Annotated in this window: 14 protein-coding genes and 1 tRNA gene; 10 read left to right on the top strand and 5 right to left on the bottom strand. The window is 57.5% G+C overall.

The genetic code is table 11. The features are described 5' to 3' along the window. Positions 1-7 precede the first annotated feature (7 nt). Positions 8-142: a hypothetical protein gene (locus tag ACTG1P_RS03460; protein WP_440000484.1), complete on the bottom strand. Its 135-nt coding sequence runs from the start codon at positions 140-142 to the stop codon at positions 8-10. A gap of 136 nt (positions 143-278) precedes the next feature. Further along, positions 279-1,964, bottom strand: coding sequence for an aspartate:alanine antiporter (locus ACTG1P_RS03455; protein WP_005336899.1), 1,686 nt, complete (start codon positions 1,962-1,964; stop codon positions 279-281). A gap of 137 nt (positions 1,965-2,101) precedes the next feature. Between ACTG1P_RS03455 and ACTG1P_RS03450 the strand changes: the two genes are divergently transcribed. Beyond that, positions 2,102-2,266, top strand: coding sequence for a hypothetical protein (locus ACTG1P_RS03450; protein WP_440000483.1), 165 nt, complete (start codon positions 2,102-2,104; stop codon positions 2,264-2,266). Positions 2,267-2,738: 472 nt separating this feature from the next. On the opposite strand, the gene ACTG1P_RS03445 is transcribed toward ACTG1P_RS03450, so the two are convergent. Continuing rightward, a tRNA-Asn gene (locus ACTG1P_RS03445) sits at positions 2,739-2,814 on the bottom strand. A 133-nt stretch (positions 2,815-2,947) separates the two neighbouring features. Between ACTG1P_RS03445 and uvrB the strand changes: the two genes are divergently transcribed. The 3 genes from uvrB (at position 2,948) to ACTG1P_RS03430 (ending at position 6,041) form a co-directional block, all read left to right on the top strand. Then, the gene (gene uvrB, locus ACTG1P_RS03440; protein WP_440000482.1) at positions 2,948-4,960 is read left to right on the top strand and encodes an excinuclease ABC subunit UvrB; all 2,013 of its coding nucleotides are present in this window, start codon (positions 2,948-2,950) and stop codon (positions 4,958-4,960) included. Further along, entirely contained in the window at positions 4,957-5,214 is a 258-nt protein-coding gene (locus tag ACTG1P_RS03435; protein WP_108542551.1) for a YkvA family protein, read from the top strand. Before uvrB ends, ACTG1P_RS03435 begins: the two co-directional genes overlap by 4 nt. A gap of 179 nt (positions 5,215-5,393) precedes the next feature. Continuing rightward, complete coding sequence (locus ACTG1P_RS03430) at positions 5,394-6,041, top strand: DedA family protein (protein ID WP_040069761.1); 648 nt, start codon at positions 5,394-5,396, stop codon at positions 6,039-6,041. Positions 6,042-6,118: 77 nt separating this feature from the next. Here ACTG1P_RS03430 and dsbB read toward each other — a convergent pair whose 3' ends face one another. Beyond that, on the bottom strand, positions 6,119-6,640 hold the full coding sequence (dsbB, locus tag ACTG1P_RS03425) for a disulfide bond formation protein DsbB (RefSeq protein WP_005336895.1): 522 nt from the start codon (positions 6,638-6,640) through the stop codon (positions 6,119-6,121). A 98-nt stretch (positions 6,641-6,738) separates the two neighbouring features. Beyond that, positions 6,739-8,319 (bottom strand): Na(+)/H(+) antiporter NhaB, encoded by a 1,581-nt coding sequence (gene nhaB, locus ACTG1P_RS03420; protein WP_204419054.1) that lies wholly within the window; start codon positions 8,317-8,319, stop codon positions 6,739-6,741. 333 nt (positions 8,320-8,652) lie between these two features. On the opposite strand from nhaB, the gene fadR reads away from it, so the two are divergent. From fadR to ACTG1P_RS03390, 6 genes are all read left to right on the top strand, one after another. After that, positions 8,653-9,366 carry a fatty acid metabolism transcriptional regulator FadR gene (gene fadR / locus ACTG1P_RS03415; RefSeq protein WP_026034983.1) on the top strand — a complete coding sequence of 238 codons (714 nt, stop codon included), beginning with the start codon at positions 8,653-8,655 and terminating at the stop codon, positions 9,364-9,366. 265 nt (positions 9,367-9,631) lie between these two features. Continuing rightward, positions 9,632-9,772: a TIGR02808 family protein gene (locus ACTG1P_RS03410; RefSeq protein ID WP_005345965.1), complete on the top strand. Its 141-nt coding sequence runs from the start codon at positions 9,632-9,634 to the stop codon at positions 9,770-9,772. 189 nt (positions 9,773-9,961) lie between these two features. Then, positions 9,962-10,519 (top strand): YaeQ family protein, encoded by a 558-nt coding sequence (locus ACTG1P_RS03405; protein WP_058051548.1) that lies wholly within the window; start codon positions 9,962-9,964, stop codon positions 10,517-10,519. Positions 10,520-10,531: 12 nt separating this feature from the next. Beyond that, positions 10,532-11,416, top strand: coding sequence for an AEC family transporter (locus ACTG1P_RS03400; protein ID WP_440000481.1), 885 nt, complete (start codon positions 10,532-10,534; stop codon positions 11,414-11,416). Positions 11,417-11,639: 223 nt separating this feature from the next. Then, entirely contained in the window at positions 11,640-12,104 is a 465-nt protein-coding gene (locus ACTG1P_RS03395; RefSeq protein WP_005360970.1) for a hypothetical protein, read from the top strand. Positions 12,105-12,387: 283 nt separating this feature from the next. After that, positions 12,388-14,223: a sigma 54-interacting transcriptional regulator gene (locus ACTG1P_RS03390; protein ID WP_440000480.1), complete on the top strand. Its 1,836-nt coding sequence runs from the start codon at positions 12,388-12,390 to the stop codon at positions 14,221-14,223. Positions 14,224-14,310: the final 87 nt, after the last annotated feature.

Below are 14,310 nucleotides of genomic sequence, written 5' to 3'. Positions count from 1 at the left end.
TCTGCCATCACTCATTGCAGAGCAGAGCAGAGCAGAGCAGAGCAGAGCAGAGCAGAGCAGAGCAGAGCAGAGCAGAGCAGAGCAGAGCAGAGCAGAGCAGAGCAGAGCAGAGCAGAGCAGAGCAGAGCAGAGCGTCAACCATTGTAGGATAGGGGGGCAGAGTTCAGCGCAGATGGTTGGTGTCAGGTAAGGTCACATCCGCACTTGGTAGAAAGGCAGATAGCAAGAAGGGAGCTTGAGGCTCCCTTCTTTGTTCACGGTAACTTGATGGCTGCTGGCTAGAACCAGAAGCCGATGATAAAGGAGCCTGCAAGCGTCAGCATCACGTTGGCCACCGCATAGGTACCTGCGTAGCCAAGCGCCGGAATGGAGCTGTTGGCGGCCTCGTTGACCACATCCATCGCCGGGGCACAGGTACGGGCACCTGTGATGGCACCGAGCAGCAGCGCCGGGTTCATCTTGAGCACCCAGACCCCGAACAGATAGCCTACCAGCACCGGCAAGGTGGTCACCAGCATGCCGGAGAAGAGCACTACCGTACCCACCTCGCTGAGGTGGTCGAGGATGCCGCCACCTGCTTTGAGACCCGTGCTCACCATAAAGACCGCAAGACCGAGATCCTTGGCCAATCTGAGCGCACCGGGCGGCACATAGCCGACCGTCGGGTGGTTGGCCCGCAGGTAACCCATCAGAATGCCCGCCAGCAGCAGGCCGACGGCGTTGCCGAGGCCAAATTCGATCTGGCCGAATACCAGCGAGACGGAGCCGATCAACAGGCCGAGTACGAAGAAGGTGGTGAAGGCCACCAGATCCGTGGTCTGGCTGTGGATGCTGATAAAGCCGATCTTGTTGGCCAGTAGTTTGACCCGCTGCTTCTCGCCACTGATCTGCAACACGTCGCCTTTTTGCAACATGATGTTGCGATCGAACGGCATCTCGATCTGGGAGCGCACTACCCGGTTGAGGAAGCACCCTTTCTCGGTGAGATTAAGCTCCACCAGATGGCGCCCCACCACGGAGTCGTTCTTTACCACGATCTCTTCCGTGACGATCTGCAGGTCGAGCAGGTTGCGATCAAACACCTCTTTACCGTTGCGGTAGTTGACGTCCAGCTTCTCGTGGCTCTCGGGATAGCCCACCAGAGCGATCTCGTCCCCTTCCTGAATGACGGCATCGCCATCGGGACTGGCGAGAATGCCGTTGCGGCGGATCCGCTCTACATAGCAGCCGGTATGGGGGTAGATGCCGGTCTCCCGCAGGGTACGACCACCGATCCAGGCCGCCAGTTCGGGGCCAACCCGGTAGGCGCGGATGATGGGCAGGTAGGTCTTGCGACTCTCGCTGTCGGAGAGCCCCCGCTCGCGGGCGATTTTCTGCGCCTCGGTATTGAGGTCGAGGCGAGCCAGCGAGGGGAGGTAGCGCACCACCAGCATCAGGCCCACCAGACCGACCAGATAAGTCAGGGCGTAGCCGATGCCCATATTGTCGAGCACCGCCTGCATATCGGTCTGATGGGGCAGGTTGAGCAGACCGCTGCGCAAGGCATCCTGGGCACCTACCAGCGCGGGGGTCGAGGTGAGGGAACCTGCCAGGATCCCCGCCGCCATCCCCGGCCCCAGATTGAAGAACTTGGCCAGCCCCACCGTCAGCAGCAGGGCGGTCAGCAAGATCACCAGGGTCAGGGTGATGTAGTGGATGCCATCGCGCAGGAAGACGCTGAAGAAGTGAGGGCCCGCCTCGATCCCCACACAGAAGATGAACAGCATAAAGCCGACGTTTTCAGTGGTGGCTGCAAATTCGAAGCCCATCTGGCCGAACAGCAGGGCGGTAAACAGCACACCTATGGTGTTGCCAATCTGAAAGTTGCCAATTCGCACCTTGCCAAGCAGCAGGCCGAAGGCCAATACCACGAACAGCAGCAGGGAGTCGCTTTGATGTAGCAGTGTCACGAAATCTATGGTCATGCCCGGAAAAACCGAGGAAAAAAGTGGGGTCGATATTGTGCCGGATCTATCCCCAATAAAGAAGCACAAGGGAGCGATTAATCGGACGTTATCGGACGCTATTTGTGGAGCCTACGGCGTGATAGGGAGACAAGCGGATGAAAACTGGCAATTTTTGCTCTAACCGCCGTTGTCAATTAGTGAAATCTGCTGCCCGATACCGAAGTGCTCTGGCGCAGGCCGATATTTTAGATTCTGCTGTTCAGCCGCTTGGTGGGGATCAGTTTCAGCAGATTCAACCGATGGCCGCCATGGTTGGCTGAGGGGCAAATCAGCTTGATATTTGCCCGTTCGCCCACAGGGAAAGGGTTGGCAAAAAGATACCTCTGAAAAGTGCCAATAGAGCCTGTCACCTCACTGTTCCTGAGGGGGCAAAAAAACAGCATAAAATCAGGTTGGCCAGCAAAATGACTCTTCGCCGGGGGCCATCAAGGGCAATCCCGCGTCCTGACAGGGCTTGCTGCACTTACCCACAGAATCTGTGGATAACCCTGTTTATGAAACTTGTTCATCGCCCTGAAAGCCGCGCCAGTACTGGGATGCAAGGGCTGTTCAAAAAATACCGGAAGAAAAATGTTTGTATAAAAATCAAATAGTTAGATGCGACAGGAGAAAACTCTGTCGAGCCGGAACGGGTAACAAAAGGGAGCGTCAGCAGCAAGAAGGATCTTGTGCATTAAAATTGGCAGGAGAGGGCACTAAAGTGGATAACTTGCACCGAGATGGTGAGGAATTTGGCTCCCCCGACTGGACTTGAACCAGTGACATACGGATTAACAGTCCGCCGTTCTACCGACTGAACTACGGGGGAACATCAGGCAAGGAGGAGCATCATACAGAAGGTGTCCGGGGTGGTCAAGCCATTCGCGGGATGATGGCACGGGTGTACCGCTGCCATACCCTCGGTTACACTGCTCCTCTGCTGTTTTGTGTCGGGAGTGTTCATGAGCAAATTGTTCAAGTTAGCCAGCCAGTTTCAACCAGCCGGGGATCAGCCCACGGCGATTGCCCAACTGCTGGATGGCATCGAGTCGGGGCTGGCTCATCAGACTCTGCTCGGGGTGACCGGTTCGGGCAAGACCTTCACCATGGCCAACGTCATCGCCACCCTGAACCGCCCGACCATGATCCTGGCCCCCAACAAGACCCTGGCCGCCCAGCTCTATGGCGAGATGAAGGAGTTCTTCCCCGACAATGCGGTGGAGTATTTCGTCTCCTACTACGACTACTACCAGCCCGAAGCCTATGTGCCGACCACCGACACCTTTATAGAGAAGGATGCCTCCATCAACGATCACATCGAGCAGATGCGATTGTCGGCCACCAAGGCGCTGCTGGAGCGGCGCGACGTGGTGATCGTCGCTTCGGTGTCGGCCATCTATGGTCTGGGGGATCCCCAAGCTTATCTGAGCATGATGCTGCACCTGAAAGTGGGGGATGTGATCAACCAGCGGGATATCCTGCGCCGGCTCGCCGAGCTGCAGTACACCCGCAACGACATGGCCTTCCAACGCGGCACCTTCCGGGTGCGCGGTGAAGTGATCGATATTTACCCTGCCGAATCGGACAAGCTGGCGCTGCGGGTAGAGCTGTTTGATGAGGAGGTGGAGCGCCTCTCCCAGTTCGATCCCCTGACCGGCGCCATCGAGCAGACGGTAGTGCGCTATACCATCTATCCCAAGACCCACTACGCTACCCCGCGCGAGACCATCCTGGGGGCTATCGAGCATATCAAGGAGGAGCTGCGCAGCCGCCGCGAGCAGCTGTTGTCTCTCAACAAGTTGGTGGAGGAGCAGCGCATCAGTCAGCGCACCCAGTTTGACATGGAGATGATGCAGGAGCTGGGTTACTGCTCCGGCATCGAGAACTACAGTCGTAACCTCTCCGGCCGTGCGCCGGGGGAGCCGCCGCCCACCCTGTTTGACTACCTGCCGGGGGATGGCCTGCTCATCATCGATGAGTCCCACGTCACGGTGCCGCAGATCGGCGCCATGTTCAAAGGGGACCGATCCCGCAAGGAGACCTTGGTGGAGTACGGTTTCCGGCTCCCTTCGGCGCTGGACAACCGACCGCTGAAGTTCGACGAGTTCGAGGCGCTGATGCCGCAGACAGTGTTTGTCTCGGCGACCCCCGGCCCCTACGAGCTGGAGAAGTCCGGCGGCGATGTGGTGCAGCAGGTGGTGCGTCCCACCGGTCTGCTCGATCCGGAGATCGAGGTGCGTCCGGTGACCACGCAGGTGGACGATCTGCTTTCCGAGATCCGCAAGCGGGTCGCGGTGGAAGAGCGGGTGCTGGTCACAACCCTGACCAAGCGGATGGCGGAAGACTTGACCGAGTATCTGGCGGAGCACGACGTCAAGGTGCGCTACCTCCACTCCGATATCGATACGGTCGAGCGGGTGGAGATCATCCGCGATCTGCGCCTTGGCAAGTTCGATGTGCTGGTGGGCATCAACCTGCTGCGGGAAGGTCTCGACATGCCGGAGGTGTCGCTGGTGGCAATTCTCGATGCAGATAAAGAGGGCTTCCTGCGCTCGACCCGCTCGTTGATCCAGACCATCGGCCGGGCGGCGCGTAACCTCAACGGCAAGGTCATTCTCTACGGCGATACCATCACCAACTCGATGAAGGTGGCCATTGAGGAGACCGAGCGGCGCCGCGCCGTGCAGCATGCCCATAACCTCAAGCATGGCATCACCCCCAAGGGGCTCAACAAGTCTATTGGCGATGTGATGGACATGGGGGGTAGCCGCACGGCAGGCAAACCAGGCAAGGGGATGCGCAAGGCAGCCGAGCCGCAAGGGGAGTACCATGTCCGCTCAGCCAGCGAGATTGCCAAAGAGATCAAGCGGATGGAGGAGCAGATGTTCCAACATGCCCGGGATCTGGAGTTCGAACAGGCGGCGGCACTGCGGGATCAGATCCAGCGGCTGCGCAGCGAGTTGATCGAATCATGAGCCGTAAACGCTGGCTGATTTGGCAACGACTGCGCCGTCTCTATCAGGGTTTTCGCCATCCCGCTACCCCCTGGTGGGCGAGGGGACTGGTGATCCTTATCCTGCTCTATGGCATCAGTCCAGTGGATCTTATCCCAGACGTGGTGCCCTTGCTGGGTTGGTTCGATGATGTGACCCTGCTGCTGGTGTTGCTATGGGGCTGGGAGCGTTGCCTGCCCCCCGCAGTGCGCAGCGATCTGGAACAGGCCTCCTAGTTCACCTTTTCAACACGGTGCTCGGCATCTCTCTTTGTGCTCCCACCTTCGAAGGAAGCGGAAAAACGGTTTCATTTGAAGGTGGGCGCTACGGGACAAAAAAGAGGCTGCCCCGGTGATTGTCGCCCGGATGGCATTGGCGTAGACTCCACGCCGTTCACTTTATGGGTATGGAAAAAATGGATCTGATCCTCTTTGCAATCGACTTTATTCTGCACGTTGACGTGCATTTGAAAGAGCTGTTCGAGAACTATGGCGTCTGGGTTTACGCCATCCTGTTTCTGATCATCTTCTGTGAAACCGGGTTGGTAGTGACGCCGTTCCTGCCGGGTGACTCCCTGCTGTTTGCCGCCGGTGCGCTTACCGTGGGCAGCGTGCTGGATGTCCATACCCTGGCGGCCGTGCTGATCATCGCTGCCGTGCTGGGCAACGTGGTCAACTACACCATTGGTCACTTCTTCGGCGAGCAGCTGTTCCGCAACCCGGACTCCAAAATCTTCCGTCGCGACTATCTGGAGAAGACCCACGCCTTCTATGCCAAGCATGGTGGCAAGACCATCATCATCACCCGCTTCCTGCCTATCGTGCGTACCTTTGCGCCGTTCGTTGCAGGGATGGGGGCCATGACCTATCCGCGCTTCCTGGCGTTCAACCTGGTTGGTGGCCTGCTGTGGGTACTCTCCTTCGTCTATGCCGGCCACTTCTTTGGCAATCTGCCGGTGGTGCGTCACAACTTTACCCTGCTGATCTTCGGCATCATCGGTATCTCCCTGTTGCCCATGGTGATTGGCGCGGTCAAGGCCAAGATGAGCACTGCCAGGGCGTAACCAGAATACGGTCAGCCAGAACGAGAAAGGGGGAGCCATAATGGCTCCCCCTTTTTATCTTCACGCGGCCATGACACTCAGTTGCAGCAGCGCCCTTTCACCAGATTGCCGATGGCCACCACGGTGAAGACCAACAGGTAAGCGGCGAAGATGACAACCAGCCACTGGGGCATGGAGTAACCGAAGAACTGCCAGGTGATCTGGGCACAATCTCCTTCTGGCATAAAGAGCCAGGGGAGCCACTGATCGAGCGGAGCCCAGCTCGGGAAGTCTGCAAACGGGCTGCAGACGTTGAACGGGGAGGGGTTAACCTGATAGTCCACATGCTTGAGGGCCAGCTGGAAGCCACGGAAGGCACTGTAGCCCCATAGCAACATGGCACTCCAGCGAACATACCACTTATCCGGCGCAACCATGCCGAGCAGACCGGCGGCCAGCACACCCAGGGTCGCCAACCGTTCGTAAACACACATCACGCACGGGGAGAGGCCCAGCACATGCTGGAAGAAGAGGGCGCACAACTCGAGGAACAGGGCTGATGCTGCCAACAGACCCCAGGCCAGCCGATGGGCGGCGATACGGCGGAGAAACTCGATCATCTCATTGATCTCTCAGAAAAAACAGTGGCTGAATTAGAGCAGAGCGGAACCGAAAAGAAAAGGGCCCTGAAAGGGCCCTCGGAAACCATCGCAATGGATTAATGCAGCGCTGGTTGTACCGCTGGCAGCGCACTCTCCATCACCAGCCATCCATGCTGATAGAACCACTCGGTGGCAGGACCAAGCAGCAATTCGACAGAGAAAAAGCCGATCAGCCCCAGCACCAGGGTGTAGGGCAGCGCCATCCAGACCATGCGGCCATAGGAGAGACGCAGCAGCGGCGCCAATGCCGAGGTGAGCATAAACAGGAAGGCGGCCTGACCATTGGGGGTGGCGACCGATGGCAGGTTGGTACCTGTGTTGATGGCTACCGCCAGCAGATCGAACTGGGCGCGGTCAATGGCGCCATTGAGTAGGGCAGTCTTGACTTCGTTGATGTAGACAGTCCCGACAAAGACGTTGTCACTGACCATGGAGAGCACCCCGTTGGCCAGATAGAAGAGGGCCAGCTGGTTCTCCGGTTTGGCTGCCAGTACCAGCTGGATCACCGGCTTGAACAGCTGCTGATCGATGATGACGGCAACCACGCTGAAGAAGACTGCTAGCAGGGCGGTGAAGGGGAGCGCCTCCTGGAAGGCTTTACCCAGCGAGTGCTCCTCGGTGATCCCGGTCAGGGAGGTGGCCAGCACGATGACCGAGAGGCCAATCAGACCAACGGCTGCCAGGTGCATGGCCAGACCGACGATCAGCCAGACCGCAATCAATGCCTGAACGATCAGCTTGGCCTTGTCTTGCGGGCTGCGTTTTGCCTCTTCGTAGCGGTTGTACTCCTCCATGATGGCACGCACCGTGTCCGGCAGGCGGGCGCCATAGCCAAACCAGCGGAACTGTTCCACCAGCACGCAGGTCAGCAGACCGCAGATAAAGACGGGGACGGTGACGGGGGACATGCGAATGGCAAATTCGGCGAAGTTCCAGCTGGCTTGCTCGCCGATGATGAGGTTTTGCGGCTCACCCACCAGGGTGCAGACACCACCCAGCGCGGTACCGATGGCGGCATGCATCATCAGGCTGCGCAGGAAGGCGCGAAAATCATCGAGATCCTGGCGATTGAGCTCGGCGACTTCCTTATCATCGGTATGGTCATGGCTGTGACCAAACTCCTTGCCGGACGAGACCTTGTGATAGATAGCGTAAAAGCCGGTGGCGACGCTGATCACCACGGCGATCACGGTCAGGGCATCGAGAAAAGCTGACAGGAAGGCGGAGACCAGACAGAAGGAGAGGGAGAGCAGGATCTTGGAGCGTACGCCGATCAGCAGCTTGGTGAAGACATAGAGCAGCAGCTGCTTCATGAAATAGATGCCTGCCACCATGAACACCAGCAACAGCAGCACTTCGATATTGGCGACCAGCTCGTGTTTGACCTGATCGGCGGAGGTCATGCCGATCAACACGGCTTCGATCGCGAGCAGACCACCCGGTTGCAGGGGGTAGCACTTGAGGGCCATGGCCAGGGTGAAGATAAACTCAACGACCAGTAACCAGCCCGCAATGAAAGGATCAAGGTGGAAGGCAATCGGATTGATCACCAGAAATAGCAAGATGGCGCTTTTATACCACTGTGGTGCATTGCCCAAGAAGTTCTTGGCGAATGCCTGCCCTAGGCTTATTGGCATGATAATGGGTCTCAACTTTGTTGTTAGGATCTGCTTCTATGCAGTCAAGGATGATTCGACCTGTGCCTCCGGATGTTGGCCTTTATCTGTCTGATTCCTCGTGATTTTAATCAAAAAGCGTGACGATTATAAATGATAGCCGATGGATCTCTGCCCATGTGTCTGTTTTATAACCACCTTGTCGGGGTTGGCTGGCTCCCTCGTGGCGATTAGATACATATTCCCAACACTATATTTGCCATATGTGAGCAGAGGACTGACCTTATGCTTGCCAGCCATCATCGCTTTGATATCATTCGTCAGCCTTTTTACGCATTACAACAGAGTCAATTCATGGTTATAAAAGCGCAGAGCCCAGCTGGGTTTGCCGAGGAATACATCATCGAGTCCATCTGGAACAATCGCTTTCCTCCCGGATCTATTCTGCCCGCCGAGCGTGAATTATCCGAGTTGATCGGGGTGACGCGGACGACCTTGCGCGAAGTGCTGCAGCGACTGGCCCGTGATGGCTGGTTGACCATACAGCATGGCAAGCCGACCAAGGTGAACAATTTCTGGGAAACGTCCGGCCTCAATATTCTGGAGACGTTGGCTCGTCTGGATCAGGACAAGGTACCTGATCTGATCGCTCAGCTGCTCTCCGCCCGTACCCACATCTGCACCATCTTTATCCGCGGGGCGATCCGTCACAATCCGGAACAGGCCGCCGAGATCCTGCGTGGTGCCGATGGGGTCGAGAACAACGCACAGGCTTATGCCGAGTTCGATTATCGCCTGCACCACCAGCTGGCGTTTGCTTCCGGCAATCCGATCTACGCCTTGATCCTGAACGGTTTCAAAGGGTTGTACAGCCGGGTCGGCAGCTACTACTTCTCCGACAAGCAGGCCCGCGAGACCGCAGATGCCTACTACAAGACCCTGCTCAATCTGGCGGAGACCAAGAACCACGAAGCCGTGTTCATGACGGTGCGTCAGTACGGTATCGAGTCCGGCAAGCTGTGGACCCGCCTGCGTCAGGACATGCCAAGCGATCTGTGCGATAACTGATCCCTTGCCTGTGCTGTCCAAGAAACGCGCCATCCGGCGCGTTTTTTTATTCTGCAGTGTTTGTGTCTATCTTTGATTGGCGGTGGTAATTGCTTGAACTGCATGGATATTTGGCCAAAAAGCTTGATCCAGCGCAAATGAACCCTGCATTTATCACTTTGGTGGCATAGGACCCAACCGCTGATTGAGGTCAAATGGAGGCATCAAGAGCGGAGCCAATATCCGCCAGAAGGAACACACCTTTCACCGGATGAAGGACACAACAATGAGTCTTCTTGAACACACCATCTGGACAGTACTGGGATACGGGGCCATGCCCTTTATCTTTCTGAGCGGATTCGTGGCGGTGGCAGTGACCTGTTGCATGCTGCTGAACGCGTTCGGGGTACAGTCCGCCGAGAAGTGAGTCGCTTCTCCATGCCGCCAAATGCCAGTCTTCGGACTGGCATTTGTTTTTTGTGTCTTTTAAAGCACTTATCCCGGCAGGGAAGGGGAAATCTTTGGTCAGGATGGTCGAACCTGCCGCCGATTTTGATTACACTGGCGCCCGTATTTTTCAATCATCTTTCTCTTATCCAGGTGTTCAAGGTTTTCTATGGCTCTCAAGGCAACCGTATTCAAGGCCCAGATCAGTTTGTCTGATATGGATCGCAATCTGTATCAGGACTTCTCCCTCACGCTGGCGCGCCACCCCTCCGAAACCGATGAGCGGATGATGATCCGGCTGGCGGCCTTTGCCTGGCACGCTGCCGAGCGACTGGAGTTCACCAAGGGATTGAGCGCCGATGACGAACCCGAGCTCTGGTGCAAGAACTACTCGGACGAAATAGAACTCTGGATCGAGCTGGGCCAGCCCGATGAAAAACGGCTCAAAAAAGCCTGTAACCGCGCCCGTCAGGTGGTGCTCTATCTCTACGGCGGCCGTGGCACCAGCGTCTGGTGGAAGCAGAACCAGGGCAAGCTGAGCCAGCACGACAACCTCAGTATCATCGAGCTCTCCGACAGCCAGACCCTGCCGCTTACCGCCATGGTCGAGCGCACCATGCACCTTACCTGCACCATTTCCGATGGTCAGCTCTGGGTCAGCAACGGCGCACTGGAAGTGACGTTGGATCCGGTGGTGCTGATGGGCAAACCGGCCCGCGAACTGTAACGGACGCCGCCCATGTTCAGCGCCTTGCTCAATATCATCATTCCGGTGTTCGGTGTGGTCGGGCTCGGTGCACTCTATGGGCGATTGCGACCGGGGGCAGCCCTCGGTTATGTCAATCGGGCCAATATCGAGCTGTTTACCCCGGCGCTGGTCTTCTCCGCGCTGGTCAAGTATCCGCTGGCGCTGGCGGAGCATATGCCGCTGATTGCGGCGGGGGCGCTGGTTATTCTGTTACCCGGTCTGCTGCTCGCACTGCTCAAACTCAAAGGGATTGAGCGGGCAGCGCTGATCTTGCCCGCCATGTTCCGAAATACTGGCAATCTCGGTATCCCCTTGATGTTGCTAGCGTTTGGCGAGCAGCAACTGGGGGCCATCGTGATCCTCTTTGTGCTCTCCAATCTGCTGCACTTCTCGGTCGGCATGTTTATCCTCTCGGCCAATACTTCCCGCTGGCTGTGGCTGCGCAGCCCGGTGCTCTGGGCCGCGCTGGCCGGTTTGCTGGTGGCCAACCTGCACATTGCGCTGCCGGAATATGTGGTGACCACGGCCTCGCTGCTCGGTCAGATCTCGGTGCCCCTGATGCTCTTTGCGCTGGGCATTCGCCTGATGGAGGGAGAGCTCGATCACCTTGGCCTCGCGCTCAAGTGCAACCTGCTCTATCTGCTGGCGGGGGGATTGTCGCTGCTGCTGGCGATCTGGCTGTTGCCGCTCAAGACGGAGTGGATCCCGCTGTTGATGTTGTCGGTTTCCTTGCCCCCTGCGGTCTTGAATTACATGCTCTGCGAGCAGTATCACTGCCAGCCGGACAAGGTGGCCAGTATCGTGCTCGGCGGCAATGCCCTTTCTGTGCTGGTGATCCCGCTGGCGGTCTGGTTGGCACTTCATCTGCCTGGCTGAGTTAGATTGCATCGCTGCGACGGTGCGACTCACTGGCCAATTGCTTGATCGAACCGTGTCGCATTAGTTCGCATCTCATCCATGCCATCTCTGTCCATTATTGCCTCCGTGATATATCTGTCGTCCCCGTATCCGGCCCCTGAGCCCCAGGGCTAACGGCGACAGCTATAGTTGAAAAAGAGCTGACTGACACTGTTTAACCAATGCCAGTGAGGGAAACCGGATGAGCACAAGTGAGCAATCTGATCCTGTGGGGCAGGCAAAATCGCGCTATGACCCGGCATTGCCTACCGGTTATGACTGGCGCAGACACCGCCGTTTTATCCTCAGTGGGGGTGGTTACAAGGCGGAATGTCGCCGTCGCAACTGGTTTCTGGAGTTGCTCAATCCGGTACCCTATGTGGTGGTGCGCGACATAGCCATCGGCGGCATAGGTATTCTGGGGGCCATACGGTTGAAAGAGGGGGATGAGCTGGTGATTGCCATTCCCTCTGGCGAGAAGCTGCGCGGTCTGGTCGTGAGATCCCAGCCAGACCCACTTTTTCCCAAACTCTATCGCACCGGTATTCGTCTGCATCGATATCCGACGGCCGAGCTGTTTGCACGCTGGCAAAGTTACATTCAGCCGCAAGATAAAGCGGATTTCGACCATGAGTGCCAAGTCTTGAAACAGGTACGCGGCGCGTGAGCCAGATGCCATTTCAGTGGCTGTTTTCCCCACCTTCAGCATGATTTGTCGATGGATTCCGCAGATCAGCAGGCTTGGCTGTCCCGAGAGGTTTATCTTGCTGCATGTGTTTTCATCTTCATGTTTTTATTGAATTTTATCTGTGCCTCTGAAGTCACGGAGGATACGGATCATTTTCCCTTTTCGTGATCCCCCCCGAAGTAGTTCCCCCTGATATCCCTTAGTATCTGGCCAGCATGACTCCCTTTAGGGGGAGGATAACAAGAACAAAAAGGAATGATGGATGAGATCCGTGAGCAACCAGTGTCTGTTGATGCAGATCCAGCCGACCATCTTGCGCTTTGCCAAGATGCTGGCGAGTGTGCTGCAGCTTGAGGTCGAAATTGTGGATGCCGATATGGTTCGGGTGGCTGGCACCGGGCCTTATGGCAAGTTCTTCGGACGTCAGCTGGAGGGGGATTCTCGCCTGCTGCGCTATGTGATTGATAACCAGCGGGAGAAGATCGTTACCCACACTAGCGATGATCCGGTGTGTGACGGTTGTACCTGCAAGGAGAGCTGCCGTGAGCGCGCCTTCCTCGGGGTGCCCATCATGGTGGACGAGCGCTGTATCGGGGTGATCAGTCTGGTGGCCTTCAGCGACGAGCAGCAGGCGCGCCTCAACAACAATCTGCAGGATGTGTGCGACTATGTGCGCCATATCTCCACCATCTTTGTGGCCAAGTTGCTCGATTCACGCGGGCTGTCGGACGGGGTCAACAAAGTGTTCCTCAATCTGATGACCAACATGGATCAGGGTTGCCTGTTGCTCGATGACAAGAGTCAACTGCTCTACGCCAACGAGGTGGCACTCCATCATCTGGGTTGCCAGCAGGAACAGCTGCAGGGGCGCGAAGTGGGGATCCGACCGCTCACCTTCTCCCAACAGGGGCTGAGTGGTCATCTTCAGCACATCATCACCTTTGAAGGTCGTCAGGAGCTGATCATCGGCCAGCTACACCATGTGCAGGGCCAGCAGCTCTTTCTGATGGCGTTTCACCAGTCCCACTCCGGTCAGGTTCAGGAGCCGGATCCGGATGTGCGGATCGATCAGCTGATCGGCGAGAGCAAGCCGATGCGTACCCTCAAGCGGCTGCTGCAGCGCATCGCCCAGAGCCCCTCCAGCGTGCTGATCTGTGGCGAGAGCGGCACCGGTAAAGAGGTGGTGGCCCGCGCTGTCCATCGCCTGAGTCCGCGGCAGGACAAGCCTTTTATTGCCATCAACTGTGCTGCCATTCCCGAACAACTGCTGGAGAGCGAGCTGTTTGGCTATGTGAAGGGCTCCTTTACCGGTGCCTCCAGCGGTGGCAAGCAGGGCCTGATTCAGGCGGCCCATCAGGGCACTCTGTTCCTTGACGAGATTGGCGACATGCCACTCACCATGCAGGCCAAGCTGCTGCGGGTGCTGGAGCTGCGGGAGGTGACCCCCATCGGGGCCAGCCGACCGGTGCCGGTGGATATTCGCATCATCGCCGCCACTCACCAGCATCTCGATCAATACATCTCCGAGGGGAAGTTTCGCGAGGATCTCTACTACCGTATCAACGTCATCCCCCTCAACCTGCCGCCGCTGCGGGAGCGGGAAGGGGACGTGGAGCTGCTGACCCACTACTTCCTCAACCTGCACACTAGCCGCATTGGCATTGTCTATCCCGGTCTGGCGCCCGAGGTGATGGCGCTGCTCAAGGGGTATCGCTGGCCGGGCAACGTCCGTGAGCTCAGCAACCTCATCGAATATCTGGTCAACGTCAGCCAGGCGGGCGAGGTGATTGACGCCAGCCTGCTGCCCCCCAACATCATCCGCAATCAGGAGCCCCATCGCGTGGCGGCCCAGTCGATCCCGGTGACCAACCTGGATGCGGCGTTCAATGTCCCTGCCGCTGCTCCGCTCGCTGCCATGCCTGAGAAACTATCCGAACCCGGTCTGGGTGAGAGCGGCCTTGAGAGCATGGAAAAACAGATGATAGAAGAGACCCTGCAGCGGCTTGGCAACAAAAAACTGGCCGCACAGTCGCTGGGGATTGGGATTGCCACCCTCTATCGCAAGATAAAGAAGTACGAGATTGCCGTGCAGAGCTGAAGATCTGGCGGCATCTATCCGGCCCGTGTCGTTCATCGGATGACACGGGTCTTTTATGGGAACAAGGCTCTGCGCCATTGCCGAACA

Origin of the sequence: Aeromonas sp. 11P (assembly GCF_051920165.1) — a bacterium.
Lineage (GTDB): Bacteria > Pseudomonadota > Gammaproteobacteria > Enterobacterales > Aeromonadaceae > Aeromonas > Aeromonas veronii.
This window is presented reverse-complemented; position numbering and strand designations above follow the sequence as displayed.

Coding starts and splice junctions, on each gene's coding strand:
- ACTG1P_RS03395 (WP_005360970.1), top strand. CDS start 11,640: ATGAGCACAAGTGAGCAATCTGATCCTGTGGGGCAGGCAAAATCGCGC.
- uvrB (WP_440000482.1), top strand. CDS start 2,948: ATGAGCAAATTGTTCAAGTTAGCCAGCCAGTTTCAACCAGCCGGGGAT.
- ACTG1P_RS03400 (WP_440000481.1), top strand. CDS start 10,532: ATGTTCAGCGCCTTGCTCAATATCATCATTCCGGTGTTCGGTGTGGTC.
- ACTG1P_RS03455 (WP_005336899.1), bottom strand. CDS start 1,964: ATGACCATAGATTTCGTGACACTGCTACATCAAAGCGACTCCCTGCTG.
- nhaB (WP_204419054.1), bottom strand. CDS start 8,319: ATGCCAATAAGCCTAGGGCAGGCATTCGCCAAGAACTTCTTGGGCAAT.
- ACTG1P_RS03390 (WP_440000480.1), top strand. CDS start 12,388: ATGAGATCCGTGAGCAACCAGTGTCTGTTGATGCAGATCCAGCCGACC.
- ACTG1P_RS03435 (WP_108542551.1), top strand. CDS start 4,957: ATGAGCCGTAAACGCTGGCTGATTTGGCAACGACTGCGCCGTCTCTAT.
- ACTG1P_RS03460 (WP_440000484.1), bottom strand. CDS start 142: ATGGTTGACGCTCTGCTCTGCTCTGCTCTGCTCTGCTCTGCTCTGCTC.
- ACTG1P_RS03430 (WP_040069761.1), top strand. CDS start 5,394: ATGGATCTGATCCTCTTTGCAATCGACTTTATTCTGCACGTTGACGTG.
- dsbB (WP_005336895.1), bottom strand. CDS start 6,640: ATGATCGAGTTTCTCCGCCGTATCGCCGCCCATCGGCTGGCCTGGGGT.
- ACTG1P_RS03405 (WP_058051548.1), top strand. CDS start 9,962: ATGGCTCTCAAGGCAACCGTATTCAAGGCCCAGATCAGTTTGTCTGAT.
- ACTG1P_RS03410 (WP_005345965.1), top strand. CDS start 9,632: ATGAGTCTTCTTGAACACACCATCTGGACAGTACTGGGATACGGGGCC.
- fadR (WP_026034983.1), top strand. CDS start 8,653: ATGGTTATAAAAGCGCAGAGCCCAGCTGGGTTTGCCGAGGAATACATC.
- ACTG1P_RS03450 (WP_440000483.1), top strand. CDS start 2,102: ATGAAAACTGGCAATTTTTGCTCTAACCGCCGTTGTCAATTAGTGAAA.